The sequence below is a fragment of the Nitrosospira sp. Nsp13 genome, from assembly GCF_900101945.1.
In the GTDB taxonomy this organism is placed as follows: Bacteria; Pseudomonadota; Gammaproteobacteria; order Burkholderiales; family Nitrosomonadaceae; genus Nitrosospira; species Nitrosospira multiformis_D.
The window spans coordinates 27776-46963 of sequence record NZ_FMVD01000004.1 but is presented as its reverse complement, the minus strand read 5'-3'; the positions used below and the strand labels follow the sequence as shown (position 1 = coordinate 46963).

The 19188-nt window shown below is 51.8% G+C and carries 15 protein-coding genes; 6 read left to right on the top strand and 9 right to left on the bottom strand.

The features are described 5' to 3' along the window. Window positions 1–177: 177 nt before the first annotated feature. Entirely contained in the window at window positions 178–1791 is a 1614-nt protein-coding gene (locus BLO43_RS06415; RefSeq protein ID WP_090906360.1) for an FAD-binding oxidoreductase, read from the top strand. A 95-nt stretch (window positions 1792–1886) separates the two neighbouring features. Here BLO43_RS06415 and BLO43_RS06410 read toward each other — a convergent pair whose 3' ends face one another. The 7 genes from BLO43_RS06410 to BLO43_RS06380 form a co-directional block, all read right to left on the bottom strand. Then, entirely contained in the window at window positions 1887–2735 is an 849-nt protein-coding gene (locus BLO43_RS06410) for a PEP-CTERM sorting domain-containing protein (protein ID WP_090906359.1), read from the bottom strand. A gap of 65 nt (window positions 2736–2800) precedes the next feature. Continuing rightward, window positions 2801–3352, bottom strand: a complete 552-nt coding sequence (locus BLO43_RS06405) for a hypothetical protein (protein ID WP_139149247.1) — start codon at window positions 3350–3352, stop codon at window positions 2801–2803. 600 nt (window positions 3353–3952) lie between these two features. Next, the gene (locus BLO43_RS06400; RefSeq protein WP_090906357.1) at window positions 3953–4798 is read right to left on the bottom strand and encodes a PEP-CTERM sorting domain-containing protein; all 846 of its coding nucleotides are present in this window, start codon (window positions 4796–4798) and stop codon (window positions 3953–3955) included. A 600-nt stretch (window positions 4799–5398) separates the two neighbouring features. Further along, window positions 5399–6409 (bottom strand): SGNH/GDSL hydrolase family protein, encoded by a 1011-nt coding sequence (locus BLO43_RS06395; RefSeq protein WP_090906356.1) that lies wholly within the window; start codon window positions 6407–6409, stop codon window positions 5399–5401. Between the two features lie 159 nt (window positions 6410–6568). After that, on the bottom strand, window positions 6569–7351 hold the full coding sequence (locus BLO43_RS06390; protein WP_217628038.1) for an N-acyl amino acid synthase FeeM domain-containing protein: 783 nt from the start codon (window positions 7349–7351) through the stop codon (window positions 6569–6571). 755 nt (window positions 7352–8106) lie between these two features. Next, entirely contained in the window at window positions 8107–8889 is a 783-nt protein-coding gene (locus BLO43_RS06385; protein WP_090906355.1) for an inositol monophosphatase family protein, read from the bottom strand. Between the two features lie 3 nt (window positions 8890–8892). Continuing rightward, window positions 8893–9450 carry a thioredoxin family protein gene (locus tag BLO43_RS06380; protein WP_090906354.1) on the bottom strand — a complete coding sequence of 186 codons (558 nt, stop codon included), beginning with the start codon at window positions 9448–9450 and terminating at the stop codon, window positions 8893–8895. A 227-nt stretch (window positions 9451–9677) separates the two neighbouring features. On the opposite strand from BLO43_RS06380, the gene BLO43_RS06375 reads away from it, so the two are divergent. The 5 genes from BLO43_RS06375 (at window position 9678) to BLO43_RS06355 (ending at window position 16206) form a co-directional block, all read left to right on the top strand. Further along, on the top strand, window positions 9678–10448 hold the full coding sequence (locus BLO43_RS06375) for a 16S rRNA (uracil(1498)-N(3))-methyltransferase (protein WP_090906353.1): 771 nt from the start codon (window positions 9678–9680) through the stop codon (window positions 10446–10448). A 239-nt stretch (window positions 10449–10687) separates the two neighbouring features. Further along, window positions 10688–12028, top strand: coding sequence for an amino-acid N-acetyltransferase (gene argA, locus BLO43_RS06370; RefSeq protein WP_090906352.1), 1341 nt, complete (start codon window positions 10688–10690; stop codon window positions 12026–12028). A 138-nt stretch (window positions 12029–12166) separates the two neighbouring features. After that, the gene (locus BLO43_RS06365; RefSeq protein WP_090906351.1) at window positions 12167–12439 is read left to right on the top strand and encodes an oxidative damage protection protein; all 273 of its coding nucleotides are present in this window, start codon (window positions 12167–12169) and stop codon (window positions 12437–12439) included. Window positions 12440–12539: 100 nt separating this feature from the next. After that, window positions 12540–14630: a polyphosphate kinase 1 gene (gene ppk1, locus BLO43_RS06360; RefSeq protein WP_090906350.1), complete on the top strand. Its 2091-nt coding sequence runs from the start codon at window positions 12540–12542 to the stop codon at window positions 14628–14630. Window positions 14631–14655: 25 nt separating this feature from the next. Continuing rightward, complete coding sequence (locus tag BLO43_RS06355; protein ID WP_090906349.1) at window positions 14656–16206, top strand: CYTH and CHAD domain-containing protein; 1551 nt, start codon at window positions 14656–14658, stop codon at window positions 16204–16206. 197 nt (window positions 16207–16403) lie between these two features. Here BLO43_RS06355 and fba read toward each other — a convergent pair whose 3' ends face one another. Together fba and pyk are read right to left on the bottom strand one after the other, a co-directional pair. After that, the gene (fba, locus tag BLO43_RS06350; RefSeq protein ID WP_074630955.1) at window positions 16404–17468 is read right to left on the bottom strand and encodes a class II fructose-bisphosphate aldolase; all 1065 of its coding nucleotides are present in this window, start codon (window positions 17466–17468) and stop codon (window positions 16404–16406) included. A 114-nt stretch (window positions 17469–17582) separates the two neighbouring features. Then, window positions 17583–19037 carry a pyruvate kinase gene (gene pyk, locus BLO43_RS06345; RefSeq protein WP_074630957.1) on the bottom strand — a complete coding sequence of 485 codons (1455 nt, stop codon included), beginning with the start codon at window positions 19035–19037 and terminating at the stop codon, window positions 17583–17585. Between the last annotated feature and the right edge of the window lie 151 nt (window positions 19038–19188).

Below are 19188 nucleotides of genomic sequence, written 5' to 3'. Positions count from 1 at the left end.
AATTTCCAAGTCTGGATTCGTTTTGGATGCTACGTTTTCATCCATCATCATCAGCTCACTGCGCGGATTCCGCCAGTTGCTGCCTACATGGAAAGTAGATGCTACGTGTCGTTGCACCTGTCTGATGGCCCGTAAAATATTGCTATTTCAGCATCGATTTCTCTGGAGACAATTTTTATGGATCGCGAAAGTCAATACGAATTATTCCTTGAGAGGATGGCTGACGAACTCGGATCGGGTCGGGTATTCGGTCGATTAGCGGCCGAAGTTAAATATAGTGTTTGCACTACCGGTATACACCGGACTATCCCGGGGGCCGTTTGTCCTGTGTCCCAAGGACAGATTAAGGCCATCGTCAAGGCATCACGAGAGCTAGGGGTACCGTTGTACCCTGTCAGCACGGGTAATAATTGGGGTTATGGCAGCGCAAATCCGGCTATCGATGGATGTGTGATTGTTGATCTTTCAGGCATGACCGGCATTACGCTGGACGTCGAAGCCGGACTGGCGACGCTTGAACCGGGTGTCACCCAGCGACTCCTGCAGCAGTATCTTGATGAGAACTCGCTTAGATTTCTTTGTCCCGTCACCGGTGCCGGTCCTGATTGCAGTCTGGTTGGAAACGCCCTTGAGCGCGGTTATGGCATGGTCCCGCATGCTGACCACTTTCTTTCGGTGACGTCTCTTGAGGCAGTACTTTCCGATGGCAGAGTTTACAAGCCTCCGCTCGCTGAATTGGGGTGTGTTGAAGTGGACAGGGCTTTCAAATGGGGGGTTGGGCCATTCCTCGATGGCATCTTCTGTCAGGGCGCATTTGGTATCGTCACACAGATGACAATTGCGCTTGCACCGGTTCCCGAGCGAGTGGAAGCTTTCTTCTTTGGATTGCCACACGATGCTGATATCGAACGCGCGGTGGAAGCCGTGCGTGCTTTATTAAGCGAAGTTGGCGGGTCGCTTGGTTTAATCAACCTGCTGAATACACGCAGGGTGTTATCGATGATGGAGTCCTACCCTCGCGATCAGCTTGATCAAAATGGTCTCATTGACGAACAGTATCTTTTGAAAATGGCTCGCCGAAATCAGGTCATGCCCTGGATGGGGACGGGCGCAATATATGGTAATGCCAGCGTGGTTCGCGCCGTCAAGTCCGTGATAAAAAAAAGGCTTTCTGGTATCGTCAAGAAACTGGTTTTTTTTACACCGGAGTCGGTAGGCAACCTTAAACGGCTAAGTCGTCTTATCCCTGGTGAATCGGGCTTGGGGCTGCAAAACATGTTTGGTCTGCTTGACAAGACCTTGCAGGCACTATCGGGCAAGCCTAGCGAGATTGCCCTTCCTTTGGCTTACTGGGTTTCGGGTAAGCGGCCGGAAGATAACACTCCGATGAACCCGGCACGGGATGGTTGCGGCTTGATATGGTATTCGCCCCTGGTGCCCATGCGTGCGGACAGGGTTCGGGAGTATACGAAGATGGTGCATGAGGTCTGCATTGCGCATCGTCTTGAACCTCTCATAACGCTGACCAGTCTATCCGATCGCTGCTTCAATAGCACAGTGCCATTGCTCTTCGATCGCGCCAGTGAAGAAGCTATAGAGCGCGCCAGGCAATGTTATAACGCACTATTCGAGGCGGGACGTGCAATCGGCTGTATTCCGTATCGCGCCACCGTGGATTCGATGCAGCATTTTATAGACCCCGAAACGCCTTATTGGCAGACTGTCGCCGCCCTCAAACGAGAGCTGGACCCTCACGGATTGATAGCGCCGGGGAGATACTCGCAGAGTTGAGTCTGTAGAAGTCTTATTGTCGTGGCAAAAAAAACGCACCCACATAGTGAGCGCGTTTTTTAGTGGCCAAGCTATTACTGCGGTATTGCCGCTGATCAGGCTCTGCGGCGACGAGCTGCTGAACCCAATCCGAGAAGACCGATGCCGACCAGTGCGAGTATGCCGGGTTCGGGGATCTGGGTGTCGCCACGCAGATTTGCCGTTCCTTGAAAGCACCACGCTCCTGCCACAGCCGTTCCATTCTGGCAACCGTTGGCAAAACCATGCAACTGATCGAAAGGATTTAGGACCCTATTGTTAAATGAGCTGGTCAGTACGATGTCTGTGGGGTTACCCGCGGCATCCAACACACCATTCGCGTTGAGATATGAGATTACCGAAGCTTCGCCAGGCCCCGATACATCAAATAAGCCAAAACCCGTACCGCTTGCGGTTGCACCGGTCAAGATGCCGCCACCATTAATAACCGCCAAGGGATCAGCTATCCCGCCGAGATTGCCGTGACCCGTCAGCGTTACCCAGGGATTCCCGCCGTTAAGTGCCTGGATTGTCGCGAGATTGGTCGGCGAGTCCTGATTCAGCAAGTTGATAGGTGAGGCATTGCTTAGAAAAACTGAAACCGTTGAGCTGGTGAACTCTACGTAAGAGGAACTGAAGTTCTGTGAACCGTTGAAGTGCGCGACATAAAACAACCCGCAATTACCGCTTCCATCGGCGCAATAGGTACTATCTCCATTAAGAGTAGTGATGTAACCGTAAGCGGTCGCGTTCTGCCCGTTTCCATTGACAAGGGTTTGGGCAAGTGTGGCGGTTTCCAGGTGTATATTGATAGGACTTGCCCCCAATGCTCCGAAATCAACACCGCCGACAATAATCGCCGATGCTGGAGCCGATGCCGCGATGCCTATTGCGGCAAGAAGCGTTGTTATAGTTTTGTTCATCATGTGATCCTTAAAAGGTTATAGAAGTAACATTATTTTGGTTCCAACCCCGCTGGGGAATTTGAATTTCACTGAACCTTTTGAGCTGCTACTAACTTATAAGCAATCTCCATGCCAGATATAAAATTATTTATTATCTTGTTGATATATAACAAATAAATCATATATATGGAGTAGTCCAGTGAGATCTCATCTGTCAGAGTGTCAAAACCTGTGACAGAAGTACTGAATTTTGATAGTACTTTGGTACAGGTGAAATAGTCGCGCAGATGACCGTTGGTGTTTGCGCCTGATCCTCGGTGGTTGGCGCGGATCGCGCGTATACTGAACAAATCGAGGTGGATCTTCCCGCCCCGGTCGACAACACCAGGTTCGCCAGCATGGCATCGTGCTTCATTTGAGCGGGGGCAAAGCCCACGGTTGGCGGATAGCAGGATTGGTCGTAGCAGCCGTGGAGTTTGCGGGCAGTTCCTAACCGCCATGCGACGGCGCGCCAGAAGCGCCATCTTTGGAATCTGGTGGCCGGGGGCTCCAAGTGTTGGGCGAGGCGAACTGTTCAATCGGTTGCCGAAGTTGATGTCGGCATCCATTGAAAGTTGCTTCGATAATCCAGCATTCAAGACGCCAAATCCTATTTGGCGAGCGGGCGCATCTCGGCATCGGTGCAACAGCGCCTCCAAAATTGCCGAAAGCTCGATTCTACGAAGTTGTGCACGTTGCGTTGGAATGGAGACTGGAGATCCACCTAGCGCAGCCGTTACGAAGCTCACCAGGCAATGCTACAAAGCATTATTTGCGTGCGGGGGGCAAGATCGCTGTATTACGTATCGAGCCATTGTGGGTTCAATACAGCATCCTATAAAGCCTGAGACGCCTTACGGTAGGCTGTCACCACACAAAAAAGGGAGCTGGATCCTAACGGATTAACCAGATGTTTTCATAAATTCGCTTGATCATTGCGCAGGATTTCGTGTTGTAGGGGATTTTGTAAAAGAGTGGTGTAGCTATTCATACGCCCGACTGAACAAAATTTCCATACGAAACAAAAGACCAGCGAGGACACGTGAATTTATGAACGTTCGGATTATTAGCGCCAAGGAGGTTCTCGCAGGATTGAATCTGCTGAAACTGTGGTGGTGGCGCATAAAAAAAACGCGCCCACCATAGTGGACGCGCTTATCTTTGGTTAAAACAGCCTGTTACATTGACATAGGGACTAATTAGGCTTTCCGGCGGCGGGCTGCTGCGCCCAATCCGAGAAGACCGATGCCGACCAACCCGAGTATGCCGGGTTCGGGGATCTGAGTATCCCCGCGAATATTCGACGTACCTTGAAAGCACCAGGCTCCCGCTACAGCCGTTCCATCTTGGCAACCGTTGGCAAAACCGTTCGCCTGATCGAAAATATTCAGTATCGTATTGTTGAATGAGCTGGTGAGCACAATATCCGTTGCACCACCCGCGGCATCCAGCACACCGTTTGCGTTGAGGAATGAAATCACCGAAGCGTCACCGGGGCCCGACACATCGAACAAGCCGAAACCCGTTCCGCTCAAACTTGCACCGGTCAAGATGCCGCCGCCATTCACTACCGCCAAAGGATCGGCGATACCGCCGAGATTGCCGTGACCCGTCAGCGTCACCCAGGGATTTCCGCCATTAAACGCCTGGATGGTCGCTATATTGGTCGGCGAGTCCTGATTCAGCAAATTGATAGGGGAGACATTGCTATAAAAAACCGAAACGGTTGCACTGGTGAATTCGACGTAGGACGAGCTGAAGTTCTGCGAACCGCTAAAGGTCGCAGTATAGAACAGCCCGCAATTACCGCTTCCGTCAGCACAATAGGTATTATCGCCATTGACGGTCGTAATGTACCCATAAACAGATGCATTTTGCCCGTTGCCATTTATGAAGGTTTGGGCAAGCGTGGCTGTTTCAATATGAGTCTTGGTAGGATCTCCTCCCAGCACTCCGAAATCAATGCCACCGACGATGATCGCCGATGCCGGAGCCGATGCTGCAATGCCGATTGCGGCGAGAACCGAAGTTATAGTTTTATTCATGATGTGACCCTCAAAAGATTAAAAATAATTATTGGTTTCAACCCTGCTGTGGGAATTCAAATTCCCCTGAACCTTTGTATCCACCTTCATATAAGCAAGCCTTGTGCCTAAAATAAGAATTGTTCCATAAGTTTATGATTCATATATGAATAAAAGATTGCCATAAACAATCCCGGGGTGATTCTTTTATCGAAGTGTAAAAATACTCGACAAAATTCTGAACTTTCCGCAGTGGCTATCTTATAAGAATTCCTTATGTTAATACTGAAAGTATCTCACAAGTATATGATATTACGATGGTAACATTGATTTTTAAATGAAATACCCCGCAGATCTCTCATATCCTGGTGTAAAAATATGCGACAAGAAGAATCGGGAAGCCGCTGCAGCAGTATATTCAGGGGTTTGTTAAGAATTTCAGCGAATGGGTAGCTTGATTTATCAAATTGCCCATTACGGGATTTCTTACATGAAGGGCGTTCCTAAACAACGTTTTCCTGAAATCCCTGTTTTTCCAGTACCTCGATTTTCAATCATAATCCTGATCGACATATGAGGTCTGGTGAGAAGTAATCACCGCATACTATTGCTGTAGGCAGATTATTGTTTGGGTTGCAAACTTTTAAACATGGCTCGCCCATAGTGATTATGGATAAAAGTCGTGGGATGCATCAAATCCCAGAAAGCGAAAGGTTGTGCCAAGTCGGCAGTCACGTCAACATCCGGACAGGTTGCGGGATTAATGAAAAAGCAACTGGCGGCACCGGTTCCGCCAGGAAGCGTTTCAACGGCGGGCGGAGTGGTGACGATGGGATTTTCGCTTTCATTCAGTAGGTCTTGTGATACCTGAAACAGGTCGACGAGGAAAATCTTGATGCCCGGTAGCCGGGGAGCAAGTTCATTTAGCGCTTGAACCAATAAGGCGTTATGGCTTTGGGTAAGCAGCAGGAATTCTGCTCCCAGCCCTTTTTCCTGCATAAAAGGAGTTAAACCCAGATCAGGGAGGTTCGGTACGACGAAATGACGTGCGCCAAGGGAATGGAGTGTTTTTATAGCCTTGGTGATATTTGCCACGACCTCGCCAGGCGGCGGTGGGCTCGCTCCCTCTTCCAGGAGCAGAAGATAGTCGTTCGCTCCCGTCCAAATCGTGTATAGCGCAGTGGCTTTGGCCTGTCTGCCTTTTAATGCTTTGCGGAATAATTCAATTTGACCGAGCGCTCCCGGCACATAAATTCCTCCGGGCATCTGGTTCAAATAGTCTGACTTTGATCCGCCAAATGCAAAGTTGATGCCTCCTTGTGCGGGAAGATTGATATTGGCAAGAAAAGGGTTAAGCGACGCACTATTGCTACCCCGCAACAGGCGCCATAAGTACTCGACCGCAACCGGACCATTGGAGAAGCGGCCATTATAGTAGGTTCGGTGAGGACTCTCCGAAGGGGGTATAGGGGGCTTAATTCTCTGAATTCTGGTGAGAATAATGTCATTGCCGGTGTCAGACAAGCTATCGCCAAACACGTAAAGCGAGTCGTATTTGGGTGGCTCAGCCCATGCGACAGGTAGAACGAATACGGTTATCAGCAGTAAACATACGTTGAGTATCTTGCTCATTCCACGCTCCAGTATGATTTTTCTGCTCTGGAGGGCTATTGTATATACGTCGAATGAAGACAGCAATCAAAACTATCTACCAGGTCGCAATCGGGGGAATCTCGATTTCCGCCTATATTCTAGCCCTATTCTAGCCCTAAGACTCCGCACAGCAGCGGGTCAGTTATTATGCCACTGAAGCCTTCTGGCTAACCCTGCTTCCTCATGCCGGGAAAAGAAATAAGGATAGAGAGATCTTTCGCCGGATTTGTATGAGCCTGCCAGGGAAGCAATCTGGGTATCCACGTATCCCAGTTCCAAGTGCATGAGTACCGCTGGTGCCTGGACGCGCCGGCAAGTTCGTTCCTCTCCGATCTGGCGGAGTCCCAGCATGCGCTTGTAGAATCCGGCATGACGCGGATTAACCTCGATAAATAAATCCGTCGCTTTGTGGATATTGCGACCGAAGATATAAGCGAGGTGGAAAAGTGACGCCAGCATTTCTTTTGAACTGTACTCGGAATCTATAGCGAGCTTTGAGAGTTCGCAGACCTTTTTACCTTTCCCACGAAAACTATTGATTTCCCGTGCATAAAGTTCATCAGCGAGCAGACCCTCTTCGGAGTCCATGCCCAGTGTTAGCGTCCCAAAGATCTGATGTTCGCTGGATGCCTCGAGCGTAAGCTGGTTGATATTGCCCGGCATCGCCGCAGCAGCGGTGTCTGTGTGGTAACCGCGCCATGAGTACATGCGCTCAATGAGCATGCCGGCCCTGATGCGTTGTCTGGGCGTATCCACTAGGCGAATATTGTAACCGCTGCGCTTCAGCACGAATTCTTCATCGGGGGTTTCATCAAGAAGCCAGTCAATCGACAAAGGGTGCGGCGCGGGGTAGTTTTCGTTAACTCTCGCTGGGAAGTGAGAGCGGTTTGGGTACGAATATTCCTTCGTATTTAATTGCATGTCAGAGTCCAGAGATTTAGTCGGAGTCATTCACATCCGGGATGCAATACCTCAGACGTATTAGATTAGGTATGCACAAAAATTTCAGTACAACCGCCATTTCCCTGATAAATAGATCGCACAAAAAATAACCAGGTTGTATTCGTCATGGGAGGGCACTTGTTTGGGTACGCCACACAGCGTAGAAAATTCTTGTGTTGGGCTAACCGAATCAATTGCACTACAAATAAGCACAATCCGTGCCATAAAACTTAGTGATTAATAATCATTGGGTTATAGGTTATGCTATATAAATATTGTCGCCATATTCTATAAATTCATTTATATTTTTTATTAACTTATTGTTTATTAATATATTTTTTTGTCGTCGAAAGGAGACAGTTTTTATCCAGTTGCATATGAAAAGCCAGCTACTAATGGGAACGAATGTTCAGGGAGGGGAGGCTGATTGAAATGCGGCAGAAAATAATCGACTTCTGCTTGATTTCATAGATGCCCTGGTTGGGAAGGGCTAGGGCCTGTTAACACTTATTTTGCACCCGCGACGGTGACGGATTTCACCCAGCACGAGGCATGACCCGCGCGGCGGAGCAAGCCTCCGTAAGCGGCGAGTAACGAAGGGCTGGATGAAATCCGTCCCGTCCCTTCGGGGTTGCTACACAAAAAACGCGGCCTCCGCGTTTTTTGTGTAGCAACACGGGTACGAAATAAGTGTTAACAGGCCCTAGACTGGCGTTTGAAGAAAAGGGGGTGATTTACCGATGCGCTCGCACCCAATCTCGCCATTGTAGGAAAAGGCCTTGATCAAGTGCAGCGATGACCGGGCGTTGCCAGAGCGGTTCCGCCCAGAAATCATCTTGCTCGAAACCGCACATGTGTCCCCCCGCCTCTTCCAGGATAAGGCAGCCGGCGGCGTAATCCCAAAGTTTCTGTCCGCCGTGCAGGGAGAGATCAAATCGTCCGGCGGCGGTGTAACACCATTCCAGCGCGCACGACCCATAATTACGCTGAGAAGAGAAAGGCCGCTCAGTGCAGACTCCTGCCGCAAGTTTGGCGCTAAGCCGCTTTAAATCGACGTTCGCCATCGCACTTCTGAGCAGCGGGACATGTTCCTTGATGGGTAGTTTCTCGCCATTGAGATAGGCTCCGCTGCCCTGCTCCGCGTAGAACATTTCGTCTGCAACCGGGTTATAGACGACACCAAGAATGCTTCTTCCCTGCCGCATCAGTGCCACCGACACCGCAAAATAGGGCAGGCCATTGACGAAATTGGAGGTTCCATCTATTGGGTCCATGCACCACAGCCCCGCATCCCCAGCAAGCCATTGGTCAATCTGGTCCTGTTCCGTCATTTCCTCCCCCACCACAGCGCCAGGGCAAATTTTTCTCAACTCGCGCGACAGCGCTTCCTGCGTGGCAAGATCTGCTTCGGTAATCAGGCTGCCATCAGCTTTGCGCTGACGCGTAACTCTTAGATAGCGTGGTATGATTTCCTGTTGCGCAACCGCTCTGACTGCGGCAATGACCGCATCGAGCACCTGTTATTCCGTCCGCCATTTGATCGAGCAGCCGATGCTGGGGATCTGCTCATCAGGCCCGCGACCGGTTTCCACAACCTGAAGCATACCCTCGAACAGGTCACGGCGCGCTTCCGCGGGGGCGGCCTCTTTGCGCGAGGCATCCAACCGGCCGCGGTACTGAAGTTCAAGCTTGTCGTTAAAACCAAAGAAATCCGGCGTGCATACCGCACCATACGTCTTGGCGACTTGCTGGGTTTCGTCCCACACGTAGGGGAAAGGAAAATTGTATTCCCTTGCTACCTGTGCCATGTTATCGAATGAGTCCTCGGGATAATCGGCCGGATCGTTGGACATGATGGCGATGGCTCCTATGCCATATTTCCGTAATTCTTTCACGTCGCGGATAATGCGATCCCGTATTGCTTTTACATAAGGGCAGTGGTTGCAGATAAACATCACCAGCAACCCTTTTTCGCCTATTACGGATGTTAAGTTGTAGCGCTTTCCATCCACTCCCGGTAAATCGAAATCCACCGCCTCCCAGCCGAAATTACAAACAGGCGTTTCCAGACTGGCCATGTTTTCCCTCCCGAATAAATAACAAAATGCTTTTACACTTCTATCGCAAGCCAAAAATCCCAGGCAGGAATCAGCATGAATAATATTTAAGCCCACCGTATATAATCCTGAATCCCGCAGCCGACCGCTCAGTGCTTGAATGGCATCATTTGGACAAAATTCAGGCTTGCCGGGATACCGTTATATTATCATGAGAGACGATCATTAATTGCCGCGCCCCGGAAACGATGGCACTTCCCCGTTTTTACTGCCCTGAGCCAATGACTGCCGGCCAGATCATCGAGTTGCCTGCCAGCGTCGCGCACCATGCTTTACGCGTATTGAGACTGGAACAAGGCGACGAATTGATTTTATTCGATGGCAATACGGGTGAATTCCAGGCGACTATCGGGCGTATCGGAAAACATGGCGCGGCAGCGGTAATTGCAAAATATCTGGATATTGAAAGAGAGTCGCCACTTGCCATCACACTCGCGCAGGCGATATGCGCCAGCGAAAAAATGGACTGGATTCTACAAAAAGCGGTGGAACTGGGCGTTTCCCGCATTCAGCCCCTCATCACAAAGTTGAGCACGGTGAAGCTCTCAGGCGAGCGAGTGGAACGACGCATGAAGCACTGGCAACAAGTTGTTATTTCCGCCTGCGAGCAGTGCGGCAGAAATCGCGTTCCCCAAGTGCTGCCGTTGATATCGCTGCCTCACTGGCTCGGCTCGCAGATCGATGAGCGGAAGAATTCAAGCGATGGAGGGGCCCCTCCCAATCCATGCTTTATGCTCTCACCCTCCGCACAGAAGGGATTGCATGATTTTCGCGAACCCTCCGCTACCGCTGCCATCACTCTATTGGTGGGACCGGAAGGTGGATATGCGCCGGAGGAAGAGGCCGCCGCTCTGGTGGCTGGATTTATTCCGCTGCGTCTGGGTGGGCGCATACTCCGCACTGAGAGCGCCGCATTGGCAGCAGTCGCGGCGATGCAAGCGCTATGGGGAGATTATTGACTTACCACGTCTGGAGCGGACATAACGTGAAGCCCCTGTATAGTCTCCCAAGCGGGGATTGGCAGCTATAAACTAGGATTGCATGGACATTCCATTTCATTTGCCATAATACTGGCATAAATCGTCAAAATTTTTTCAACCCGGATAATCCATTAGGACGCAAGATGACCGTCAGCACCTGGGTAGGCTCGGAGAGCCGCCTAATAGATTATCCGGGCTCACTATATTAAAGCGTAAGCATGAAGCCGCATACCGATTTTGTAACCTGGTTCCGTTCAGTGGCACCTTATATCAACGCGTTCCGTGGCAAGACGTTTGTCGTTGCTTTCGGCGGCGAAGTGGTGGCCGATGGAAAATTTGTCGAGCTTGTCCATGATCTCAATTTGCTGGCGAGCCTGGGTGTGCGGCTGGTACTGGTGCATGGTGCACGCCCGCAGATCGAAGCGCGGTTGAACGAGCGCCGGTTGCAGACCATATATGTCAGAGGAATGCGCGTTACCGATGCTGCCACGTTGCAATGCGTGAAGGAATCCATAGGGCGGGTCCGCGTCGAAATCGAGGCCCTGCTGTCGATGGGATTGCCAAACTCGCCCATGGCCAACGCTGACATCCGCGTCGCCAGCGGAAACTTCGTCACCGCTCGTCCGGTGGGCGTGATAGAGGGCATTGATCTGATGCATACCGGCGAGGTGCGCAAGATGGATATCGCGGCAATCCGCTCCCGTCTGGAACAGGGTGAGGTTGTGCTGCTTTCGCCGCTGGGATACTCGCCCACCGGCGAGATTTTTAATCTGACCCTTGAAAATGTTGCGGCTGAAGCCGCGATCGCACTCAAAGCCGAGAAGCTTGTTTTCTTGATGGATACCGCGGGCATAGAAAAGGAATGTCCCGATAGTTCCGAGCCACCGCTGTTGCGCGAACTGACCGTGGCTGAGGGCAAGGCGCTGCTCGTGAAACTTGCAAACAAGACCGCCAAACTTTCCGATGATGCCCAGTTGTATCTGCCCTTCGCCGTAAGGGCCTGTGAAGGTGGCGTATCGCGTGTTCATCTTATCAGCCGTCATGTGGACGGTGCGATGCTACAGGAATTGTTCACTCACAGTGGTATCGGAAGCATGATATCGGAGGGCCCGCTGCAAAACCTGCGTAAAGCGGGAATAGAGGACGTGGGCGGTATCCTGCAATTGATCGAGCCGCTTGAAATCGATGGAACGCTGGTGCGGCGGAACCGCGAACTGCTGGAAATGGAAATAGATCGCTTTGTCGTGGTCGAGCATGACGGCATGATAGTAGGGTGCGCGGCTCTTTACCCTTTTCCCGACGACAATGCGGGCGAGCTTGCCTGCCTCACCGTGCACTCCGATTATCGTAGCGCCGGATGTGGCGATGCGTTGCTCAGGAATATTGAGACCAAGGTCCGGTCTCAAGGCGGTAAAAAGTTGTTTGTCCTCACCACCCGGACTGCCCACTGGTTTGTCGAGCGGGGCTTTGTCGAAACCGATGTAGGTGAATTACCAAAAGCGAAACAGGGACTCTACAATTATCAGCGCCGTTCCAAGGTATTCGTAAAGGAAATATGATCACACCGATTCCTCGTGGCAATTCTTCGTTTGGGCGCGTCCCGGCTTCGTTGGTGGACGGCTGGCCATGCATGTCGTGGTTTACGTGACCGGACGGAATAGCCATAATGCATTCACAATTTCTTTTGGAGGCAATCAATGGCAAGGCTAGTTAAATGCGTTAAACTCGGGCGGGAAGCGGAAGGGCTGGATTTCCAGCCTTATCCGGGCGAGCTGGGGAAGCGCATTGTCGATAATGTATCGAAAGAGGCATGGTCCGGGTGGATCAAACACCAGACCATGCTGGTCAATGAAAATCGCTTGAATCTCGCGGAGATCAAAGCCCGCAAATATCTGAGCGAACAGATGGAGGCATATTTTTTTGGAGCCGGGGCGGAACAGCCTGTAGGCTATGTGCCGCCGACAAAATGAAAGATGGCAGGAGAATGGCCGTATCTTTCGCGCATGAAGGTGGTATGCCTGCCATCACTGTCTATCCATAGCTGAAGTCGTTTAGAACGAACTCCTTTTCATGCCAAATTCCTCAATCGGCAGTCAATTTATCAATCGTGAACTCGGTCAGATCGAATTTAACCGGCGGGTCCTTGCGCAAGCCGACAATAAAGACAATCCTCTTCTGGAGCGGCTGAAATTTCTTTGCATCGTCAGCAGTAATCTCGATGAGTTTTTCGAGGTTCGCGTCGCCGGGTTAAAGGAGCAGATCACTCTGGATACGCATGGTTTCGGACCAGACGGCATGTTGCCGCAGCAGGTATTCAAGCTGGTCGCTGAGCAAGCTCATTCGCTGGTGGCGCGTCAATACCGGTTGTTGAATCAGGATGTCTTGCCCGGACTTGCGAATGAGGGTATCCGCTTCCTGCGCCGCGCCGCCTGGAATGACGCTCAGCGCGAGTGGATTAAGGCTTTTTTCTTTCGTGAACTGATGCCGGTACTTACCCCCATCGGCCTTGATATCTCGCATCCTTTTCCGCGTGTACTCAACAAGAGTTTGAATTTTGCAATCGAACTGGAAGGAAAGGACGCTTTTGGGCGCAGTTCGGGAACGGCTATCGTGCAAGCGCCGCGGGTATTGCCGCGCGTAATTCTTCTGCCGGGTGAAATCAGTACCAGCGAATATAACTTCGTATTTCTATCATCGATTCTGCATGCCCACGTGGGTGAATTATTCTCCGGTATGAGTGTGCTGGGCTGCTACCAATTCCGCGCAACCCGGAATAGCGACTTGTTCGTGGACGAGGAGGAGGTTAAAAACCTGCGTGTCGCGCTGCAGGGAGAATTGCCTCAGCGCCATTTCGGCAACGCGGTACGGCTGGAAGTGGCGGACAATTGCCCGCAACACATGGCGGATTTCTTGCTGGAGCAACTGGGTCTCACCCGTGATGATTTCTATCAGGTGGAAGGACCGGTGAATCTTGTGCGGCTGATGCAGGTTCCTGATCGTATTAACCGTCCCGATCTGAAATATCCACCATTCATTCCCGGTCTTCCGCTTACGCTGCAAAAGAAAAAGGCCGTCGACATTTTTCAGATAATTCGCAAGAATGATGTTCTCCTGCATCATCCTTATCAATCGTTCCAGCCAGTGATTCACTTCATTCAACAGGCGTCGACGGACCCCGACGTGGTGGCAATCAAACAAACCGTATACCGCACGGGAACGGATTCGCTGGTAATGACCGCGCTTATCGCCGCGGCGAGTAGCGGTAAAGAAGTCACGGTAGTGGTGGAACTATTGGCACGTTTCGACGAGGAAGCCAACATAAACTGGGCCAGCCGTCTGGAGGAAGTCGGTGCGCATGTGGTATATGGTGTCGTGGGCCACAAGACCCACGCCAAGATGGCGATGGTGGTGCGGCGCGAAGAAGGCAAACTGCGGCGTTATGTGCATGTGGGTACTGGTAATTATCATCCCAGTACCGCCCGCTTCTATACCGATTTCGGCTTGTTTACCTGCAACGAGGAAGTTTGCGCCGACGTGAATGAAGTCTTCATGCAACTAACCGGCCTCGGCAAGGCGGGAAAATTAAAACATCTATGGCAATCCCCATTCAGCTTTCACAGCCAGATGATGATCGCTATCGACAAAGAAGCGCAGAACGCCAAAGCGGGAAAACCGACGCGTATCATTGCCAAAATGAATGCATTACTTGAGCCGGAAATTATTAAAGCGCTCTATGCAGCTTCAGGTGCCGGAGTGAAAATCGATCTCATCGTTCGCGGCGTGTGCGCCTTGCGCCCCGGCATTGCGGGGTTATCAGAAAACATCCGGGTGCGTTCGATAATTGGCCGTTTCCTTGAACACACCCGGATCTTCTATTTTCGTAGTGGTGGCACCCACGCCATTTATCTCTCCAGCGCTGACTGGATGGATCGGAATTTTTTCCGCCGTATTGAAATATGTTTTCCTGTTCTGGACCCAAAATTGAAAAAGCGTGTGCTGGTCGAAGGCTTGAATACCTACCTCAGGGACAATACACAGGCATGGGAAATGGATAGCAACGGTAATTATCGTCTCAGGTCTGCCCGTGCCAGCAAGAAATTCTGTGCTCAGGAGACGCTGCTTGCGGAGCTCGCGGTGGCGAGGCAGCCTGAGGGACAGTAGTGGGTGGGTCCGTAACAACTAAACAATGCCTACCGAGATCGAACTCAAGTTGCGCTTACCACCGGACGCTATCGCCCGGTTGCAGCATAATTCATTGCTGCGATCGTTAAGTCTTTCAAATTCCGTCACACGAAAACTTTACAGCATTTACTATGACACGCCTGATTTTGATCTCAGGCGTAATGACGTCGCATTCCGGTTGCGCCGTGAGGGTAAACGATGGATGCAGTCCATCAAAGGTGGAGGTAGCGTCGCGACGGGACTGCATCAGCGTGACGAATGGGAAGCGCCGGTACTGAAAGCACAACCCGATTTTACCAAAATCTCCGATCCTTCGCTTGTTAGGCTGTTTAGCACCGCCAGCCTGCGTGAGCAACTGCGACCGTTGTTTACTACCGTATTCAACCGTAGTACGCGCACACTGCGTCTGCCCGATGGCAGCGAAGCGGAATTTTGTCTGGATCGGGGAGAGATTATTGCCGGGGATGCGAGTGTGCCCATTTGCGAAATTGAACTGGAATTGAAATCGGGCAGTCCGTTGCCATTATTTCAGCTTGCGCAGGATCTGCTGCACGATATTCCCGTCAGGCTGGAAAATGCGAGTAAGGCAGAGCGTGGCTATGCGCTTGCTTCCGGCTCCAGATCTCCACCACTCAAAGCCCGGCCGGTCCCGCTTGCGGCTGAAATGGGCGTCAGTGAAGCGTTCAAGGCGATAACATGGAATTGCCTCGGTCATTTGCACAGCAACGAAGCCGGCATGCTGGAAGGATGCGACATTGAATATCTGCATCAAATGCGTGTTGCTTTGCGCAGGCAACGTTCGGCCTTGAGTATTTTTTCCAAGGCGTTTTCCAAGGCGGCGTTTACTCCGACAGCACAGGAATTGAAGTGGCTGGCCGGGCAATTTGGCCCGGCGCGGGATTGGGACGTATTCGTCACGGAAACATTGGCTACGGTTCACCTTGCCTTTTCCGATCATCAGGGGATGTTGGCGCTAAGGGAAAAGTGTGAGCAGCTACGCCGCAATCACAATGAAGCAGCGCGCAACGCTGTGGAATCCGGGCACTATACGGAGTTGATGTTGAGGCTGGGCGCGTGGTTATGCGCAGAACCCTGGCTTGCCCAGCCAGATTTGCCAGTGTCGGACGATTCCCCCGGAACCGGATCTGGCATGACAGTGAAAGAATTTGCCGGAACGCTGCTGGCGCGCCGCCATCGTCAACTCAAAAAATATGACGAAAAACTGGCGAATCTCAGCGTGCCGGAATTACACGCTCTGCGCATCGTCGCCAAGAAACAACGCTACGCCGTTGAGTTTTTTACCGGGTTTTATCCGCATAAGGCGACGAAACGTTACATTCAGTCTTTATCTACTCTTCAAGATATTCTGGGTACGATGAACGACACTGCCATTGCTGAACGCCTGCTGAGCGAAGTACCTATCGCTAAAGATGAAAGTGATCAGCATGAAGCCGCCGGTATCATCCGGGGTTGGGGTGTGAGTCTGGCACTGATCAAGAAGCTGGAGCTGAATAATGCCTGGAAGCATTTCAATAGAAATGACCCATTCTGGTAAAAGTTTTACTTGATGGTCCTTTTGAGTCGCCCCGTGCAGTCCGCCAAATAAAATGCACGCAGCTTATCCACTGGCAGACTTGTATTGCCGGCAAACAAAAAGGCGATCAATGCTGAGCGCCTTTTTGTATATCCGGATCCCTGTCACCTTTCATGTCCCGAAGGAGAAGTGCAACTTGGGCCAGTTATTCACTTCATTTATTTGATAACGGCTTTCAATTCACCCTTGGCATATTTGTTTGCCATGTTGTCCAGCATGACGGGTTTGATCTTGCCTGCCTGACCGGCGCAGCCAAATGCCTCAAAGCGTGCCTTGCAAATATCCTTCGCGGCTGCGGTCGCATCCTTGAGAAATTTGCGCGGATCGAATTCGCTCTTGTTTTTGGCAAGATGACGGCGGATTGCACCCGTCATGGCGAGGCGGATGTCGGTATCGATATTGATCTTGCGCACGCCATGCTTGATGCCTTCCTGGATCTCCTCCACCGGCACGCCATACGTCTCCTTCATTTCTCCACCATATTCGCGGATGATGTCAAGCCATTCCTGCGGCACGGAACTGGAGCCGTGCATCACCAGATGCGTATTGGGAATACGCTGATGAATTTCCTTGACGCGCTCGATTGCGAGAATGTCGCCAGTCGGTTTACGCGTGAATTTGTACGCACCATGGGAGGTCCCGATGGCGATGGCCAGCGCATCCACGCCTGTTTGTTTGACGAAGTCGGCGGCCTGCTCCGGATCGGTCAGCAACTGATCATGAGATAGCTTCCCTTCGGCTCCGTGCCCGTCTTCCGCTTCACCCATGCCGGATTCGAGCGAGCCCAGGCAGCCCAGCTCGCCTTCGACAGAAACGCCGACTGCATGCGCCATCTCCACCACCTTGGCAGTGACCTCGACGTTGTACTCATAGGATGATGGCGTCTTGGCGTCCGCCTCCAGCGAGCCATCCATCATCACACTGGAAAAACCGCTGCGGATAGCGTTAATACATACCGCCGGGGATGCGCCGTGATCCTGATGCATGACGATGGGGATATGCGGATAAGACTCCACCGCCGCCGCAATCAGGTGGCGTAAAAAGGCTTCCCCCGCATATTTGCGCGCACCCGCAGAACCCTGCATGATGACCGGACTGTTGCATTCATCGGCCGCTTGCATGATGGCCTGAATCTGCTCCAGATTATTTACATTGAAAGCGGGCAGACCATAGCCATTTTCCGCCGCATGATCCAAAAGTTGACGCAATGATACGAGTGCCATTTGAGCCTCCTCCAAGTTAGAATCTGTGTAGAGTGAATCGTATAAGGTGAGCCGTTAGTGTAAGTCAGAAATAGCGCTGCCTTGAAATGACATGGCAAGCAGTGTTCCTGTTACTCAGATTTCAGGCTTCGCCGAAGCCTTTCTGTATTCTCCCACCTTGACAATTTTCATGGTATTGGTACCGCCCGCCTTGCCCACCGGTTCGCCGATAGTCATGATAATCAGATCGCCGTTGCGCACCACTCCTCGCTTGAGAAGCTCGTTTTCCGCATGATTCAGGATGATCTCGGGATCATTCGAGCCCCCACCGAATTTTATCGGGTAAACACCGCGAAACAAGGTCATTTTGCGGCGGGTATCCTCTTGCGGGCTTAAAGCAAATATGGGTACATTGGAGCTTCTGCGCGACATCAGCAATACCGTTCTGCCGCTTTGCGTAAGCGCGGCAATGGCACGGAGTTTCAGACCGCCGGCGGTAAACATGGTGGCGCGGGCGATCGCTTCCTCGATGGTGTCCGGAATGCCGCCCTGAAGCCGACGGAGTTCGCTGCTCGCCAGATATTCCTTTTCCGCCTCGAGGCAAACCCTGGCCATGGCCGCAACGGCTTCGACTGGGTATTGGCCCGCAGCGGATTCCGCGGACAGCATGACCGCATCGGTGCCATCCAGCACCGCATTCGCGACATCGGATACTTCGGCACGGGTGGGCACCGGACTGGTGACCATTGACTCCATCATCTGCGTGGCGGTTACCACCAGTTTATTGTTGGCGCGCGCCGTGCGGATCATACGTTTCTGCAGCGCCGGCACTACCGCGTCGCCTACTTCTACCGCAAGATCACCGCGCGCCACCATAATGGCATCGGATGCCTGCAAAATATCATCCAGCGCCAGAATTGCCTCGGATCGCTCAATTTTTGCCATCAACAAACTTTTGCCACCGGCTTCGTGCATCACTTCACGCGCCCAGCGCATATCGTCTCCGGAGCGCGGGAAGGATACTGCGAGGTAATCCGCCTTGAGCGCCGCGGCAGTCCTGATGTCTTCCACGTCCTTACTGGTCAATGCAGGGGCGCTGAGTCCGCCACCTTTGCGGTTGATACCTTTGTTGTTGGATAGCACGCCGCCCTGTTCAACCACGCAATACACCCGGGACCCTTGGACATCGGAGACGCCGAGCACGATACGGCCATCATCCAGGATCAGTGTCGCACCCGTTTCGACATCATTGGGCAGCTCTTTATAATCCAGTCCTACCCGTTCTTGGTCGCCCAACGCACATTCGGCGTCGAGTATAAATTTGTCACCGGTCTTGAGTGCGATTTTTCCTTTTTCAAATTTGCCAATCCGGATCTTCGGGCCTTGTAAATCCGCCAGTACCCCCACGGCATGGCCTGCGGCACGTGCCAGCGAACGGGTCAGCTCGGCACACTCGATATGCTCCTCCCGTGTGCCATGAGAAAAATTGATGCGTACCACGTCCACTCCGGCATTTATCATGCGCTCCAGAATTTTGGGATCCCTGGATGCGGGGCCGAGCGTAGCGACGATCTTCGTTCTTCGAATCATTCTAAATCCGGTAGTTGTAGCAAGCTCACTAAAGAGGTAAGGGTCGCACGATGCGAAAATACTTTGTCAATCATAGTGCCGGACTTAAAAGATGAGCGAAAAATGAACCACTAATCGCTGGATTCAGAATCATTTCCAGGTAGATGGGCCG